Genomic DNA, 16,109 nt, shown 5'->3' on the forward strand with positions numbered 1-16,109 from the left:
GCTGATCCGCAGCAAGGAAGCCGCAGTGACAATTTTGGTCAGGATACTATTTGTTGAGAATTTAGTTACAATCAGGCCTTGATATTTCTTTCAGGGTCGTCTGATGCTTTTCCGGATGATAGTGCTGGTGTTGCTGTTCCCTCTGCCAGCATTCGGTTATTGGGACAATAATTGGGATTACCGTACCGAAGTTACGCTGACTTCCGATCAGGTGCAGTCTGATTATCGTGTCACTGTTCAGATAACAGGCAATGACCTGCATTCCACATACGGCTGGAGTAGCAGTGGCAATGACCTGCGGGTAATAGCCGCTGATGATTCAACTCCTTTGAATTACTACATCAGTAGCTGGAACCAGGGGGCTGAGCAGGCCACCATTGTTATTCGTTTTCCCAACCTTGTTGCCGGAGACAATACTTTTTACCTCTACTACGGTAATGATTCTTCCTCTTCTGCGTCGAGCTCTGCGACGACGCTTGTATCTGGCATTTCCTATAATAGCCGAAGTAGCACTATTAACCCGTCCGGATGGGAACAGGCTTATACAGAGTTGGGAAACCCCGAAGTGACAGGTTATGGTTATAGAGTGATAACCAATCAGCGTCGTATCGAAAACAGTGATCTGCCAAATGGTTCCAATACCAACTACGTTGCGTACATGGAGACACTTTTCACTGTGACTGGTAGTGGTTGGTTTTATATTCGACTCGGAAGCGATTTTGGACGCGGAGGGGAGCTCAGAGTCGATGGACAAACGATAGAAGCTCAATGGAGCAGTGATCTCTGGTGGAATAGTAACTGGACAAATAATGGCAGCAACATTCTTCAAGGGCGTATTCGGCTATCATCGGGAGAGCATCACCTTGAAATTCTGGGATCGGAAGGTGGTAATGACGGTGGAATGGCGCTTGAGGTGTGTACGTCAGGGAGTTGTGGAGATAGCAGTAGCTCCTGGAGGCCGTTTACGACTGACAATTACTCCAGTCTCCGGGCATTTCCTCCTGTAAATGATGACTCAACAGACGTGATATTTGGCAGCAGTGTTGTGGGGGGCGTTAACATGGCTGTTACATCAAATGAGCCCGAATATTGGTCGTTGACGAGTACACAACAGTTGAACTTTACAGTCGCTAATATTGGCACTGAGCCAGTGACAGAAGTAATCAGTTTCCAGCTGAACCTCGCTTGGAACCTGACTATTGAGTCGGCATTCTGGGGAGATGGCTGGGATTGTAATAACGAAACAAGTAATAACTCGACCTGTACCTACGACGACCTTCCGGTCAATCCGGGAGACGTCTTACCTCCGATACAGCTGGCGGTATCTGCGCACAATAACAACGGTTATACGACGACGGCATCTTATGGGGCGACTGTCTCTTATTGGGGAGGGCTGTCTGATGCTGATACATCAGATAATACAGTATCTAATACTTTACCAATTATTGACCCTGTCGTTCCGGCAGGTCTTTCGTGTTCATCGCCTACGGACGGGTTATGGGTGAGTTTCTATGATGTCAGTAGTTGGTCGGGCACTTACGTCAACAGTGCATCGGATTTTCAGAATCTGGTGACAGGGTACGCCAATGACAATTATCTGGATGGTAAGCAGGTGTTTGGCAGGATCAGCGGAAGTGGGAATCCGTTTGGAAGCAGCGAGGAGTACATGGCCATATTTGAAGGTTATCTTCAGGTTGACACTGCCAGTTCCTGGACTTTTGCGTTAGATGGAGATGATGCTTTAGAACTGTTAATTGACGGAGAGGTTAAAACAGGACGTTACGGGGGTAATGAAGCCAGCGGGTCGCCGCAGAATGCGGTTACACTGTACCTTGAGGCTGGATATCACAGCATTGAATTTCGGATGCACGAATATCGTGGCGATGATTCTTACTATCTGTATATGACTCAAGGTAATGAGACATCCTCTCTTAGTGTAATGCCAGCGAACTCCACTGTTCAGTGCGGGGGGATTTATGATTTAAGACTGACTTCCGCCATTCAAATCGAAAATGACCCGGTGAATGGTACTTCTTCGCCTAAAGCCATTCCTGGTGCACAGGCCCTTATCCAGGTTGTGGGGGTTAATGAAGGTGCATTAAGCCCGGATGCAGATTCTGTTTTTATTACTCAGGCCATTTCTGAAGACAGTGAATTTTATGCAAACGGAGGCGTTACCTTTATTGATGGAGTGGGCGTTCTGAGCAGCGGCCTGGCCGCAGGCAATATTACTTACTCCAGCACGGACGATGCTGACACCAGCTTCACCCATACACTGACACCAGACGGGGAGGGTTATGACGCTGCGGTGCGTTATTTCCGTATCCAACTGAATGGTCAGATGAACCCGGCAACGGACACGGTTAATCCTGAATTTTCTTACGAATACCGCATCCGGCTGAAATAATTCAGCCGGTTGTCACGCTTTAGGTTTTTACCATCGGCTTATCAGGCGGTTTGCTGTTCGCCTGAGACATGGTTGTGTTCTTCCGGCTGGTGATAGTGACGCAGTTTCAGTGACAACAGCAGGGTACCGGTTAATACCAGCAGCGAGCCCGCCACGACACCTTGCCAGCGCCACGCATCCCACCAGATATGCAGATAAAAACCACCGGTACTTGCACCTGTATAGTAAAACAGCAGGTACAGGGAAGACGCACTGGCACGGGCGCCCTGTGCTTTGTGGCTGACCCAGCTGCTTGAGGTGGAGTGTGCAAAGAAAAAGCCAAAACTGTTGATCAGCAGTCCGATAATGATCGATGGCAGGCCCGGCAGCAGCGTCACCAGTGAGCCCAGCATGAGTATGCTGATACCCAGTGCCATGCACAGTGGCTGCGGGATTTTCTGTGCGACTTTACCGGAAATAGCAGAACCGAATGTGCCGGATAAATAGGTCAGGAATAACAGCCCCAACAGGCTCGCCGGCAGATTGTAGGGGTCATCTGCCAGTACGAAGGTCACGTAGCTGTATTGGTTAATGAAAATAAAGAAGTTAAAACCACCGATAATAAAGGCAATCAGCAGCGCCGGATTCTTCAGGTGACCACTGAGATCACGCAGCATTTGTTTCGGGTGTAATGGCTTGGCAGTGAAGTGCTGTGATTTAGGCAGGGCCAGCGCAAACACAATCAGCAGAACCACACTCATGATGGCGATAAACACAAAAGCGCTTTGCCAGCCGGCGATATCACCCATAAAACCACCGATCAAACGGCCACCAATACCGCCCAGACTGTTACCGCTGATGTAGTAGCCAACCGCTATGACCAGTGCGCGTTTGGTAAATTCATCACCCATATAAGCGATGGCAATGGCGGGTAAGCCGCCCAGAAAAAAGCCCTGCAGTGCCCGCAGAATCAGTAACGCATGAAAGCTTTCAACAAAACAGATCGCCACGGTCACCAGCGTGGCCGCGCCCATGGTAAAGATCATCAGTGGACGCCGGCCAACCGCATCTGACAGGGGGCCATACACCAGCAGAGACAGGCCCAGCATCAAAGTGGTAACGGTAAAACTCCAGCCCGCCATCAAAGGGGATACATGAAAATGCTCTGCCAGTGTCGGCAGCAGAGGCTGGGTCACATAGACGTTAGAAAAAATAGTAAATGAGCCCAGGCATAACGCCAGGGTTGCGCGCCAGAAGGCCGCCGAGCGGATATCGATCATGGGGATACATCAAGGTATTGAGAATAACACTACATTAGCACCGCTTTTAAGATCATAAAAATATATAGTTTTTATAATTACCATAAGATCATGTTATAGTTTGCCGGTACTAACGACAGGGGCAATCAAATTGGACTCCAGGGCACTCACTTACTTCCTTGCTGTGGCTGAAAGCGGCAGCTTCACTGCCGCCGCTGAGCAGCTGCACGTTGCCCAGCCGGCGGTGAGTATGGCGATCCGCAGACTTGAGGAAGAGCTGGAACTGAGTCTGTTCCACCGTAATGAGCGGCGCATCAGTCTGACGGATGAGGGCCTTGTGCTGTTACCGCACGCCAGACAGATTGTGCAGGCGCTGGCCGATGCCGAGCTGGAAATGCGCGAGCTGCACGAGATGGCCCGCGGCGAGGTGCGTATCGGCATCCCCAGTATGCTGGGCTCCTATTACTTCCCGCCGATTCTGATGGCGTTCCGCCACCGCTACCCGCAGCTGCGCCTGTCCGTGGTGGAGGCGGGTACCCGTCAGCTGCAGAAAATGATCTACAGCGGCGAGATTGATATGGGCGTCATTGTCGCCGATACGCCGCCGGAAGATCTCGAATCACGCAGTTTTCTGCGCGATCAGATGATGGCCATCCTGCCGCAGGATCACCATCTGGCCGGCCAGAAGACGGTGCGCTTCCGTGATTTTTTTGCGGAAGATCTGGTGCTGTTCCGCAAAGGCTATTTCCACCGCGAAGTGATTGATCAGCTGTGCCGGGAACACGATTTCAGCCCGAAGATCTGTGTTGAAACCAACCTGCTGCCACTGACCAAGCAGATTGTGAAACATGGTTTCGGCATCACCACACTGCTGGAAATGGTGATTGCCGAAGACGCTGATCTGGTGGCGCTGCCGTTTGAACAGCCGGTATGGCTCGATCTGTCGGTGGCCTGGCGGCAGGGCGGATATCTGTCGCGGGCCAACCGCACCTTTGTGGATTTTTTGCTGGAACACAGTAATGCGCAGACATAAAGCGCGGCGGCTGATGTGAAAATGGCCATCCCGGGTCCATAATAAAGACTATGGATATGAATGAACCCCAACCCGTGCAGGCGGACCAGCTTGCCATGCGTGCCGTTATCCGCCAGCCGCTGCTGCGTTCGCTGGTGTTTGCCTTCGGCTGGCTGAGCGTGGCGCTGGGCGTGGCCGGTATTTTTCTGCCGGTACTGCCGACCACCCCCTTTCTGTTGCTGGCGGCGGCCTGTTTTGTGCGGACTTCCCCCCGCTTTTACCGCTGGCTGGTGGAGCACCCGAAACTGGGCCGCTATGTGATTTATTATCTGGATGGCAAGGGCATGCCACTGAAGGCCAAGGTGTACACCCTGATCCTGATGTGGAGCACCATGATGCTGACGGCGTTTGTGCTGACCGACCGGCTGACGATTAAAATCCTGCTGCCATTGATTGGTCTGGGGGTCAGTATTTATATTCTGCGTTTACCGACACTGCTGCTCAGTGACGCCAAGGAAGCCCGCAGCGGCCACTGACGCTGTACGCGATAACAATAATAACGACTCTTTTCTGCGGCGCGGCCGCCGGATGATTGTATGCGCTCATCTTATTCCACCATCGCCGCCTGGCCTCTGGCGGTCGCCAGAACGTTAGCGGAAAACGGTTTCGATGCGCAGCGGTTTTTCGCTGCGGCCGGACTGGATCTCACGGAACTGGAACGCCAGCCCGACAGCCGGGTGCCCATTGAGGTAATGACCGGCCTGTGGCAGCAGCTGGAAGAAAAAACCGCTGACCCGGCGTTTGCCCTGCAGGTGGCTGCTCATGTACAGCCCATGCATTTCCGTGCCCTGGGTCTGCTGATGCTGAGCTGCAGCAATATGCAGCAGGTGATCGATAAAATGGGGCGCTACCATGCGCTGGTGTCGAATACGGTGAATATCCGTGTGGTGCATCAGGCCACCCGTACCGGTTTTGTGATTGATCCACTGGCCGGGGTCCCCATCAGTCCGCTGGCCGTGGACGGTTTTTTTGCCACCATCGTCACCTTTGCCCGCCAGCTGACCGGCCGTACCCGCATTCTTGATGAAGTCGAACTGCTGCGCAGTGAACCACCCGCTGGTGGCCAGCCCTGGACCCGGCTGATGCAGTGTCCGGTGCGCTTTGCGGCGGCCACCAATTGCCTGTGGTTCAGCCGTTCTGAACTGGCGGCCATGGCGTTGCCCGGTGATGAACAGATGGCGGCGGCCAATGAAGCACTGGTTGAGCAGTATCTGCATAAAATGAACGCGCTCAGCTGGTCGGAACGGGTCCGTAACAGCCTGCAGGCCATGCTGGAACAGGGCGAGCCGGGGTTGGCTGATATCGCGCAGGTTTTCAATCTCAGTGAGCGGACGCTGCGCCGGTATCTGCAGCAGGAAAACACCAGCTACCGCCAGTTACTGGAGGAGGTACGGCGGGAAATGGCGCAGTACTGGCTGCGCCGGCCGCAGGAAACTATTACTTCGGTGGCCCTGCGGCTGGGGTTCAGTGACAGCAGTAATTTCAGCCGCGCGTTTCAGCGCTGGTTTCAGCAGACGCCCGGGCAGTTCCGCCGCGGGCGCTGAGTGCGGCGGCGATTATTCCGGCAGGACAATGGCAAAGGCCGGATCCGGCTGCTCAAACAGTGAGAAGAAACGGATCAGATCCAGTGTGCTGCCATCCACGCTGAGGTTATCGGAAAACAGCGTATCCTTAATGCCGGCTTCCCCGGTCAGCATGCTGACAAACAGGGGATGGGTCAGGTTGAGTGTGGCATCGGTGGCCGGCGTTTCGTTCTCTGCCAGTGGCCGGTAATGCAGCACGGCATTTTCAATCCACAGCAGATAGTTCTGTTGCAGGTCGGTAAAGCGGATGGCAATACGCCAGTCTTTATCGGCAGCATCTTCGGCTTTCAGCCTCACCGACAGGGTATCAAAGAAGTTGCTGACCGGTGTCTGCAGGAAAATCTCTTTCATGGTTGCCAGGTTAATACCGCTGTCGGGTTTACCGTCACGCAGTTCCATTGCCCCGGTCAGATAAATATCGCGCCACGGCCCGGATTCCGCCTGATAACCCAGCTGGTCATAATTCCTGGCCAGTAATTCGCGGGCTTTGCCGTTGTCCGGCTGGGCAAAGACCAGATGATTGAGCAGCTCGGCACTCCAGCGGTAACGGCCATCGGCGAAAGCGGCGCTGGCTTTGCTGTACAGGGCGTCGGCACCCCCGGCAAGATCGACATAGCCTGCGGCACGGGCGGTGTCGGGCAGCGGATCAAGATGCGCCGGGTTGCCGTCATACCAGCCCATATAGGCCTGATAAACGGCACGGGCATTGTGCTTCAGCGTGCCGTAATAGCCGCGGCTGGAAAAAACCGTTGCCAGACTGGCGGGCATTTTCAGGTCTTCGGCAATTTCACCGGCGGTCATGCCCTGATTCATCCGGCGTACGGTCTGATCGTGAATGAATTTATAGGTGTCACGCTGTTGTTTCAGGAAGGTCTGAATATTTTCCTGTCCCCAGATTGGCCAGTGATGGCTGCCGAAATAAATATCGGCATCGGCAAACAGGCGCCGTGCTTCTTCGATATAAGCACTCCATTTCATGGCATCACGTACCTTGGCACCGCGTGGGGTATACAGGTTGTGCATATGCCGGGACATCACTTCTGCGCCACAGAAGGCCCGGTACTGCGGCAGATAAAACGTGAATTCCGCCGGTGCTTCGGATTCCGGCGTGTACTGGAAGCGGAAATCGACACCATCAATGGTCATTTCCTGCAGTGTATGATCCACCAGTTGGTTAGGCTGCAGAATACTGAATTCACCGAACGCCGGTGATTTTCCCAGTCCGGAGCCGACATGGCCCCAGATATCACGCGGCAGGTTTTTACCGTACATAAACATCGCCCGGCGGCTCATGGCATTACCGGCAATAATATTTTCGCTGGTGGCTTCTTCCATAAAACCCTGTGGTGCGATCACCGGAATATGGCGCTGATCAATTTCCTGTTGCGAAATAATCCCCAGTGCGCCACCAAAGTGATCAAGATGCGGATGAGTGAAGAGTACCGCGCTGATGCCGGTTAACTGCGGATAACGCGGCTGCAGCTGCTGCATGGCAAAGCGGAAGGCGTTGGCTGCGGTTTCACGCGAGGTGAGCGGGTCGATCACAATCCAGCCGCTGTCACCTTTGATTAACGTCATATTGGCCAGATCAAAGCCACGCAGCTGATAAATGCCCGGCGTTACCTCAAACAGACCATGAATATTATTCAGCTTTGCCTGGCGCCATAAACTGGGATTGACGCTGTCCGGGGCCTCTCCCTGAATAAAGGCGTACTGAGTCATATCCCACACGCTCTGATCCGGGTTGCGTTCAGCGCTGACGCGTAATGGCTGCTGGCTGGCGATCAGCCCGCGGCGGGCATCGTTGAAATCCTGCTGGTCGGCTAACGGCAGCTGCTGTTGCAGCTGTTGATTGGCCGCGGTGGTATAGGCCGAAACTTTTTGTCCGTGGCTGTCAGGCGTGGTTGCTGCCGGGTTACAGCCGGTCAGCAGGGTCAGGCCGGCGAGGGAAAATAAAAGGGTTTTATGAGCGCTCATGGCGGCTCCTGTACTGATTATTGTTGTGCAGTCAGTGTAGGAGCCGCCGTGACAGGAAACCGGTTCCCGGCGGACAGAAGACTGTCCGCTGAGGCCAGTGTGGTCAGGAATAACTGGTGTTGCGTGATACCCGGTAGGCTGACAGAGCCGGAATCAGGCCGGCAATCACACTCAGCACGAGGCTGATAAGGATCAGCCAGTGGGTGTGCTGCGGCCACCACTGCGGGCTGACCACCAGACTGAAATAATCGGCCAGCAGTGGCGCGGCCAGCGTCTGAGTGAGGCCGCTGATCAGCAGGGCCAGCAGCCAGCCCGAGGCTGTCAGTAACAGCACTTCCAGTTCCAGCAGGGTAAATACCGACAACGGATGGGCGCCGATCAGACGCAGCAGGCTGATTTCACGGCGACGGAAAGCCACGCTGACCTGCAGCATGGCGATTGTGCCCAGCAGGCCGGTAATCAGCATCAAAGCACTTAATACCTGCAGTATATTTTCGGCATTGGCCAGCAGTTGCCAGAATTCACTCAGTGCCACGCCAGGGATGACAGCGGTTAACGGTTCCTGATCCGGGGCATTGAGCAGCTCGCGTACCTGAAATGTCAGTGGCCAGGATTTCAGACCGACAAACACCGCTGAAACTTTGCCGGGGGCCGGCAGGTCGGCAAAGTGAATATGATCAATGGCAGCGGCGCTGTGTTCAGTATGTTCGTGTTCAGCAGCATCATGAGCGTGGTGATCAGGGTCTTCGTCATGCTCATCCATGCTGGCGTGATCATGCTCCCCGTGATCGTGTTCAGCAGCATCATGAGCGTGGTGGTCATGGTCTTCGTCATGATCATCCATGCTGGCGTGATCATGCTCCTCGTGATCGTGCTCAGCAACATCATGAGTGTGGTGATCATGGTCTTCGTCATGCTCATCCATACTGGCGTGATCATGCTCCTCGTGATCGTGTTCAGCAGCATCATGAGCGTGGTGATCATGGTCTTCGTCATGCTCATCCATACTGGCGTGATCATGATCATCATCAGCCTGTTCATGCATGTCATGTCCGTGGTCATCTTCATGGTGATGAGCCAGCTGGTGCGCGTGCAGCCAGCTTTCGTTATGCACGGCTTCCAGCATGGCGATGGGCACGTGCACAGAACGGTCAACCGGTGTTCCGGTGGGGGCCAGCACGGCGCTGATACGGAAGGATATATTTTTATGTACGTGGAAGCTGGTGGCGTGGGTGCCATGGCTTAAATAAAGTTCATCGCCGACACTGTAACCCAGCTCGCGGGCGACGGTGGCACCGATCACAGCATCCAGCGGGTGACTGAATTCAATCCCCTGCGCATCACTGATGCTTTGCTGAGCCTGAAGAGATTGTTTGCGCCCGTATTTAAAGTGGCGGAAATAATCATTGGTGGTGCCTATAACGGCGAAGCCGTGATGAGAATCACCAAGAGCAATCGGAAAGCTCCACTGCAGCTGTGGCATTTCCTGTACTGTCTGCCAGCGTTCTGCGCTGACTGCCTGCGTTGGCGTGCCGAGACGGAATACGGAATACAGCAGAACCTGCAGGGGATGGCTGCGCGCGCCGACAATCAGATCAGTGCCGCTGACTGAGGAATTAAAACTGTTTTTCAATTCACTGCTTAAACTGCGTGTCAGCAGTAACGCGGACATACTCAGGCTGATGGCCAGAATAATCATGATGGCTGCAGTTTTTCTCTGCAGCAGACTGCGGTAAGCCAGTTTGATCAGCATACGGATGCTCCGTTCTGCTCTGAGTTAATGCGTGGCAGATGAACGGTATGGGTAAAATACGGTTGCAGGCTGAGATCATGGCTGACCATGATGAGCGTGGAATTCAGCTGTTTTACTTCACTCATTAACAGCTTCATAAAAGCGTCTTTATTGTCGTCATCCAGAGCAGAGGTTGGTTCGTCGGCGATGATCAGCGGTGGGCGGTGAACCAGTGCCCGGGCGATGGCCGCCCGTTGTTGTTGGCCGGTACTGAGATTACTGACGATCTGCTTGCGTTGATCCGTCAGATTCAGCTGCTCTAAAAGTTGCTGTTGCCACGACGGGTTATTGCTCTGTCCGGCAAAGTGCTGCATCAGCTGCAGATTTTCTTCCGTGGTTAAATAGGGCAGCAGATTGAGGGTCTGGCTGATGACTCCCATAGTTTGCCCACGCAGGCGATCCCTTGCTGACGCGCTGAGCTGCGACAGGTCATGGTCATTAACAATGACCGCTCCGCTGTCGGCAGTCAGCAGTCCGGTGATTAATTTCAGCAGTGTGGACTTACCGCAGCCCGATGGCCCCGTGATAAACAGAGATTCGCCGCTGCTCAGGCTCAGCTCAGGAATATGCAGAAGATTCTGCTGCTTCCAGCCGAAACGCACGTCCTTCAGTGCCAGAATCTGTCTATCGTTTTCAGTCGTCATTCACACTGCCTTTTAATTCAGCCGTTTTTATTCGCTCAGAACGACCAGTTAACGCCTAACTGTAAAGAACGTCCTGGTAGTGGCGCGTATTCTTTCAGATAGGATACATGATTGCGGGCTACTTCATCGGTCAGGTTGTTGACCGCTGCCCGTACTTTTAATTCCTGGTCCCCCAGCAGAATAGCACGGCTCACACTGGCATTAACCATGTTATAGCTGTCGGTGCTGGTTTCGTTTTCAGCCGTGTCGGACTGCTCCGCCACCAGTTTATTTTCCAGACGCGCCTGCCACAGATTATGTTGCCAGTTAATGGCAAGCAGAGCTGAGGCCGGAGCAATGCGTGGCAGGTTGCCGCCATCATTCAGTTTGGCGCGTACATAATCGGCATTCAGATCCAGATGCCAGTTGGCATTAAAAATATGCTGCCAGCTGAATTCACCACCATTAAAGCGCGCATCTGCCTGTTCATGACGATAGACAAAATTGCCATGCAGAGGATCGGCAAAACCTTTCAGATCATTGTAAATATAATCTTCATATTCGTAGTGGTAGAGGGCAATGCGCACACTGTCGCTGTCCGTGGTATAGCGCCAGTTAATATCCAGCGTGTAAGCGGTTTCTTCCTTCAGATCCGGATTATCCAGCTGGAAGGAAAAGGTTGCATGATGATCGCCGTTCCAGAACATTTCTTCTGCATCCGGAGCGCGTTGGGCACGTGCCAGGCTGAGGCCAATGATCTGTGTATCAGACAGTTCAATGGTTGATGCTGCAGACAGTGTCAGCGGTGTGAAATGTGTGTCGTCATAATAGCTGCTCTGCTGGCGATGCGCCGGATTGATGGTATCCGGGTCCAGTTCGATTTTTCTCTGATCTGCACGTGCGCCAAATTCGACTGTGCCACCCAGCCCCCCGGTTTCTGAGTCTGCTGCGGCAGCACTTTGCCATCGGCGTTTTTCTACCCAGTAGAGGCCAAAATCTGTGGTGTCGGTTTCTGGCATCGGTGTGGAATGGGCAAAGTTGTATCCGCCGACATTGAGTAGGTTGGCGCCCTGAGAACCGTCCCATGCAAAGTCGCTGTAATCCGGGATGCTGCTGCAACCGCCGTGATCATGACACAGCTTTAGCGTCTGTTTGCTGGCCTGTAAACCGATGCTGCCTTGCCAGCCAGCAAACATCTGATGACGTAAGCGGGTCTGCAAGCTGGTGGTTTCTTTATCGAATAAACCAACGACCATGCCTTCGTCGGTTTCATCGTGTTCATAGTCGGTGTAATTAATTTCGGTACGCCACTCTTCCAGCCAGGAGGAATTTAACGGCTGCCAGGCGCCTTTAATATCGTAGCGGGTCTGATCGGGGCGTACGCGGTTATCTTCATTTTCTTCATTAGGCACACCGTAATCGTAGCTCAGCGTTGACACACTCATGCCAATAAAACCCTGCATGCCGATACGGCTTAATGCCACACTGCCACCGGAACTTTCAGTGTCGGTATTTTCAATATCTTCACCGTCAGTCTGGTAGTTATCACTGCTGCGGCTGAAGCCGTCCAGATGCAACACCCAGTTTTCATTGCCCATATCGGTGCGTGCCTGAATGTTCTGAGCGTTGTCGTTACTGCGGTAGGATGCGGACACTTCACCAAGGATATTGCCGTCGGCCTCACTCATTCCCTGTTCACTGATGCGACGGTCGATAAGGTTAACCACACCGCCAATTGCCCCACCACCGTACAGCAGTGTTGCCGGCCCCTGAATAACTTCCAGTTGTTCTGAGGCGCTGGCATCGGCCATGGGTGCATGGTCAGAACTCATGGCTGACACGTCGCTGCTGTTTACACCATCGACCAATAATTTAACCCGGCTGCCGCCCATGCCGCGCAGGACTGGCCGGCCAACACCCGGGCCAAAAGAAGCATTGGAAATACCGGGCTGATTTTCCAGCAGGGTTCCCAGCGTATCGCCCTGATTTTCATCAATGGCGTCGCGGTCCAGTACAGTGACCGGTTGCGCAACATCGGCAATGGCATCCTGTCCGGCACTGCTTACGACCACAGTATCCAGCTCTGTGGTGTGAGCATGCAGGGAAGGAGCAATATTAACCAGAGCAATGGCAACAGAGATTTTTTTCAGCATGGGAGTATCCGGTTTTAACAGGGAGTTGTTCAGAAAAACAATTGTACATAAACGAAAATAGCCCGCGTTTATGACCATCTGACGGTCATAAACTCGGGCGCACAGAACTCAGTGTTCTGTTTTATCAGTGCTCGTGATCGTGCTCACCACCTTCGATGGCATGCATAAACACCATATCCTGTACGTCAGAGACGTCGCTGCTCAGATCCACGATGCTGTGAATGTGGAAGTTGCTGGCGTCTTCATGTTTGTCGACGACATAAAGCTGGTGGGCAGCATTATCGACAACCATAAAACCTTCAGCCGCAGGCGCAATAAACAGGTCTCCACAGGCTAATGACGCAGGGTTGGATTCTTCCAGCTGAATACGGCTGGCGCTGTCGGTTTCAGTGTCAATCACATAAAGGAAGCCATCATCACTGGCGACTGCAGCGTAATCGCTTTCTTCAGTTGCGAAGGCCGCGGTACAGAAATTACCTGGGGTAAATTGCTGTGAGATAACAGCGGTAACATCAGTCGCCGTAACGGTAACGGTTTCTGTGACGTCATCTTCTTCTGTGCTCAGAGACATAATCTGGCCGGCAGAATAGCCAGCTATGTTGTCGCCATTGGTGATCCACTGGGTTGGCCACGCGCTTACACCATCGGGCAGGGTGACCGATTGAATTTCATCAAAATCACCTTCCTGAGAAATAAAGTACAGAGCGTCGGAACCACAGCCGAAGAGGGTGATATGTTCGCTTTCGGCGGCGAGGTATGGGGAGGAGCACTCTTCCACGGCTACCGGCTCATTTCCGTCTACGGTGATGGCAGAGTATGAAGTTGAGTCCAGGTTGTAGAAGATAAGCATTGTTTCCGTTGCTTCATCCAGCACTGCTGCAGGATAGGATTGTGAATATGGGATGGTTATGCTTTCTACGTCTTCGCTGGTCAGGCTTTCAATATCTTCGGTAGGGACGAAATGCGTGGCGCCATCCACCAATACAGAAAAATGACCGCGGGAGGTAATCACCGGGCCAACGCTGCTGCCGGACAGAGTGAAGTCGATCAGGCTGGCTTCTTCGTGCCCGTGTTCCTCTTCGTCGTGTTCTTCTTCAGCCCCTTCCTCTTCTTCGTGTTCCTCTTCGTGAAGACCGGCATTGACGAATTGCACAACGCTGGCATTAACCACTGCCGCACTCAGGCCGTTGTCGGCCAACACCAGAGACGGGCCATTGGCAGCTGCGCTGCCGTCCAGTGTTTCCAGAATTTCTTCCGCCTGGTCAAACACCTGTAACGTCGTACTGCCAGACTCAGAGAACAGTACCCGACCTGAATGTTCGTGTTCTTCGTGGGTGTGATCACCGCTATCATCAGCGTTATCTGTGCTGCTGCCGGAACTGCTGCCACCACCACAGGCGGCCAGCATCAGTCCTGCAGAAGCGATGAAGATACTCAGGGCGGAGCGGGAAAAGCGTGGATTCATGCGGAAGTCCTGTCTGAATAGTTGGAACCAAGATGACCAGGTCCGGTCCGATGACCGGTTGATATGTTATAGTGTAACTTTAGGTGATGTTATACCATAACAATTCATGATGTAAAGGGAAGGCAGAGAGCAAACAGATAACGTCTTTTGTCTTTACCCTTTCTGAACGTCTGGCGATATAAGCCAGTGAGCGTCCGTGGTATAAACGACCGCAGATAGTGTTAATCGAAAATCCGGAGTTTTGTGTGCGATTGAGTTTGTCTTTGCAATCTAATGGTTGGTTAAAAGTGGTCGCGCTGACGATGGCGTTGCTGGCTGCAGGCCAGGCCACGGCAGAAACCGGGGGCGAATACAGCGAAATCGAATTCGCCGACCTGCTGCCGGATGAAGACTATGAGGCGCTGTCTCATCCGCCGGAAGAGCTGGCCAATGTGCAGGAAGGCTCTTTTGAAGATCAGATGGCAACGGCTGTCGGGCAGGCCATGGACAGCAGTAAAGACACTGCGCCGAAAAATGAGTGGGAGCGGGCGCTGCAGTCCACCAATGTCAGAGCCGAGTTCGATGATCAGAAAATCCGTATTGCCGGATTTATCGTACCGCTTGAATTTGATGACAATCAGGTGGTGACGGAATTTTTCCTGGTGCCGTATTTCGGCGCCTGTATTCATCTGCCGCCACCACCGCCAAATCAGTTAATTCTGGCAAAGAGTACTCAGGGGATTGAGCTGGAGAGTATTTACGATCCCTTCTGGATTGAAGGCACTTTGCAGGCAGATCTGCAGGAAAATGAAGTCGGCAAATCTGCGTACAGTATGAAACTGGATAAGATCAGCCCCTACCTTGATCAAAGCCGGCGTTAAGCACCGGCTTTCAGTCAGGCGAAATCCAGCGTCAGTACAAGGCGCTTTTCACCGGTATTCAGGTCGGGCGACCTGTGAACCAAACCTCGTCGTTCATTACCTTGCCATTCTTCACCCTTCATCAGGGCGACTTCCAATGTATTAAGCTGCTGTGTTTCGCTCCCCGGACGGTGCAGATTGCGCCCCGGTGCCGAGCGGTCGACTGCACTCTCGGTCAGCCATTCTGTCCCCACGCCCGACAGAGTTGTAATCATTCTTGCCGGAACGCGATCGACATGAAAGCGTGGACACATGGCTTTATCAGGGCGGTCGAGGCGCAGACCAACACGCTGCAGATCGAACAGGGTGGAGAAAGCATCGGCAAGCAGATACACGGTATCGGCAAGGGCGATGATGCTGGTGGAATCCGGAAAGGCCTGCAAAACCGAATCACGGCATTCTGCGGCCGTACCACTGATTCTCAGGGCGGGAGTGTGTACCTGCTGCAGCAGGGCATCGGTTGCCCGCTGCAGTGCTGTCGAAGGTTGAATCACCTGACGGCTAACGGCCAGGTTGATGTAATCTTCGTAGATGTACGTTAAAGCATTCCAGTCGTCACCTGAATGCATCGACGGTAACTGGACGATTTCTTGCGCACTGTTCATGTTTCAGCTCCAGACCGGAAAAGGGTCGGGCAACCGTTGCCAGGCTTCCTGCCCCTCAACCAACTCATCGTCAGTAAGAAGGCATTCATTGAGCTCGCTTCTGATAGCATCCTCATCCAGATTCTGGCCGATAAACACTAACTCCTGGCGCATATCACCGAAGGGCTCGACCCATTTTTCCTTTATATATGCGACGGATTCTTCGTCTTCAGGCCAGCGTTCTTCAGGAACCGCCTTCCAGAACATACCGGCAAAACCATGGTGAGCAATCCCGCCAGCCTGGCTCCACTGACCG

General features: G+C 53.2%; 13 protein-coding genes. 5 read left to right on the plus strand and 8 right to left on the minus strand.

The window, feature by feature from the left end; translation table 11 throughout:
* Nucleotides 1-103: 103 nt before the first annotated feature.
* On the plus strand, nucleotides 104-2,407 hold the full coding sequence (locus tag B2Z72_RS11040) for a DUF2341 domain-containing protein (RefSeq protein ID WP_296985034.1): 2,304 nt from the start codon (nucleotides 104-106) through the stop codon (nucleotides 2,405-2,407).
* A 41-nt stretch (nucleotides 2,408-2,448) separates the two neighbouring features.
* Here the strand turns inward: B2Z72_RS11040 and B2Z72_RS11045 are convergent, their stop codons facing one another.
* On the minus strand, nucleotides 2,449-3,666 hold the full coding sequence (locus tag B2Z72_RS11045; protein ID WP_296985036.1) for an MFS transporter: 1,218 nt from the start codon (nucleotides 3,664-3,666) through the stop codon (nucleotides 2,449-2,451).
* Nucleotides 3,667-3,796: 130 nt separating this feature from the next.
* Here B2Z72_RS11045 and B2Z72_RS11050 point away from each other — a divergent pair, with 130 nt between their 5' ends.
* The 3 genes from B2Z72_RS11050 to B2Z72_RS11060 are packed head-to-tail and all read left to right on the plus strand — an operon-like array spanning nucleotide 3,797 to nucleotide 6,261.
* Complete coding sequence (locus B2Z72_RS11050; RefSeq protein ID WP_296985038.1) at nucleotides 3,797-4,678, plus strand: LysR family transcriptional regulator; 882 nt, start codon at nucleotides 3,797-3,799, stop codon at nucleotides 4,676-4,678.
* Between the two features lie 56 nt (nucleotides 4,679-4,734).
* Complete coding sequence (locus B2Z72_RS11055) at nucleotides 4,735-5,193, plus strand: YbaN family protein (protein ID WP_296985041.1); 459 nt, start codon at nucleotides 4,735-4,737, stop codon at nucleotides 5,191-5,193.
* A gap of 60 nt (nucleotides 5,194-5,253) precedes the next feature.
* Complete coding sequence (locus B2Z72_RS11060; protein WP_296985044.1) at nucleotides 5,254-6,261, plus strand: AraC family transcriptional regulator; 1,008 nt, start codon at nucleotides 5,254-5,256, stop codon at nucleotides 6,259-6,261.
* A 12-nt stretch (nucleotides 6,262-6,273) separates the two neighbouring features.
* Here B2Z72_RS11060 and B2Z72_RS11065 read toward each other — a convergent pair whose 3' ends face one another.
* From B2Z72_RS11065 to B2Z72_RS11085, 5 genes are all read right to left on the minus strand, one after another.
* Nucleotides 6,274-8,277, minus strand: a complete 2,004-nt coding sequence (locus tag B2Z72_RS11065) for an alkyl/aryl-sulfatase (RefSeq protein WP_297004796.1) — start codon at nucleotides 8,275-8,277, stop codon at nucleotides 6,274-6,276.
* Nucleotides 8,278-8,380: 103 nt separating this feature from the next.
* Entirely contained in the window at nucleotides 8,381-10,030 is a 1,650-nt protein-coding gene (locus B2Z72_RS11070; protein ID WP_297004799.1) for an ABC transporter permease, read from the minus strand.
* Entirely contained in the window at nucleotides 10,024-10,713 is a 690-nt protein-coding gene (locus B2Z72_RS11075; protein WP_296985056.1) for an ATP-binding cassette domain-containing protein, read from the minus strand. The genes B2Z72_RS11070 and B2Z72_RS11075 overlap by 7 nt, the downstream gene beginning before the upstream one ends.
* 35 nt (nucleotides 10,714-10,748) lie before the next feature.
* Nucleotides 10,749-12,845 (minus strand): TonB-dependent receptor, encoded by a 2,097-nt coding sequence (locus B2Z72_RS11080; protein WP_296985058.1) that lies wholly within the window; start codon nucleotides 12,843-12,845, stop codon nucleotides 10,749-10,751.
* A gap of 124 nt (nucleotides 12,846-12,969) precedes the next feature.
* Nucleotides 12,970-14,310, minus strand: a complete 1,341-nt coding sequence (locus B2Z72_RS11085) for a hypothetical protein (protein ID WP_296985061.1) — start codon at nucleotides 14,308-14,310, stop codon at nucleotides 12,970-12,972.
* A 251-nt stretch (nucleotides 14,311-14,561) separates the two neighbouring features.
* Between B2Z72_RS11085 and B2Z72_RS11090 the strand changes: the two genes are divergently transcribed.
* Nucleotides 14,562-15,170 (plus strand): DUF3299 domain-containing protein, encoded by a 609-nt coding sequence (locus B2Z72_RS11090; protein WP_296985065.1) that lies wholly within the window; start codon nucleotides 14,562-14,564, stop codon nucleotides 15,168-15,170.
* 14 nt (nucleotides 15,171-15,184) lie between these two features.
* On the opposite strand, the gene B2Z72_RS11095 is transcribed toward B2Z72_RS11090, so the two are convergent.
* Together B2Z72_RS11095 and B2Z72_RS11100 are read right to left on the minus strand one after the other, a co-directional pair.
* The gene (locus B2Z72_RS11095) at nucleotides 15,185-15,814 is read right to left on the minus strand and encodes a DUF1826 domain-containing protein (protein WP_296985067.1); all 630 of its coding nucleotides are present in this window, start codon (nucleotides 15,812-15,814) and stop codon (nucleotides 15,185-15,187) included.
* A gap of 3 nt (nucleotides 15,815-15,817) precedes the next feature.
* The coding region (locus B2Z72_RS11100; RefSeq protein WP_297004802.1) for a GTP-binding protein at nucleotides 15,818-16,109 on the minus strand (292 nt) is incomplete at its 5' end.

This window comes from Thalassolituus sp. UBA6592 (assembly GCF_002433655.1).
Classification (GTDB): Bacteria; Pseudomonadota; Gammaproteobacteria; order Pseudomonadales; family Oceanobacteraceae; genus Venatoribacter.

Excerpts from the sequence above, each read along its gene's own strand:
- B2Z72_RS11040 (WP_296985034.1), top strand. The coding sequence starts at position 104 with ATGCTTTTCCGGATGATAGTGCTGGTGTTGCTGTTCCCTCTGCCAGCA.
- B2Z72_RS11045 (WP_296985036.1), bottom strand. The coding sequence starts at position 3,666 with ATGATCGATATCCGCTCGGCGGCCTTCTGGCGCGCAACCCTGGCGTTA.
- B2Z72_RS11055 (WP_296985041.1), top strand. The coding sequence starts at position 4,735 with ATGAATGAACCCCAACCCGTGCAGGCGGACCAGCTTGCCATGCGTGCC.
- B2Z72_RS11060 (WP_296985044.1), top strand. The coding sequence starts at position 5,254 with ATGCGCTCATCTTATTCCACCATCGCCGCCTGGCCTCTGGCGGTCGCC.
- B2Z72_RS11065 (WP_297004796.1), bottom strand. The coding sequence starts at position 8,277 with ATGAGCGCTCATAAAACCCTTTTATTTTCCCTCGCCGGCCTGACCCTG.
- B2Z72_RS11070 (WP_297004799.1), bottom strand. The coding sequence starts at position 10,030 with ATGCTGATCAAACTGGCTTACCGCAGTCTGCTGCAGAGAAAAACTGCA.
- B2Z72_RS11075 (WP_296985056.1), bottom strand. The coding sequence starts at position 10,713 with ATGACGACTGAAAACGATAGACAGATTCTGGCACTGAAGGACGTGCGT.
- B2Z72_RS11080 (WP_296985058.1), bottom strand. The coding sequence starts at position 12,845 with ATGCTGAAAAAAATCTCTGTTGCCATTGCTCTGGTTAATATTGCTCCT.
- B2Z72_RS11085 (WP_296985061.1), bottom strand. The coding sequence starts at position 14,310 with ATGAATCCACGCTTTTCCCGCTCCGCCCTGAGTATCTTCATCGCTTCT.
- B2Z72_RS11095 (WP_296985067.1), bottom strand. The coding sequence starts at position 15,814 with ATGAACAGTGCGCAAGAAATCGTCCAGTTACCGTCGATGCATTCAGGT.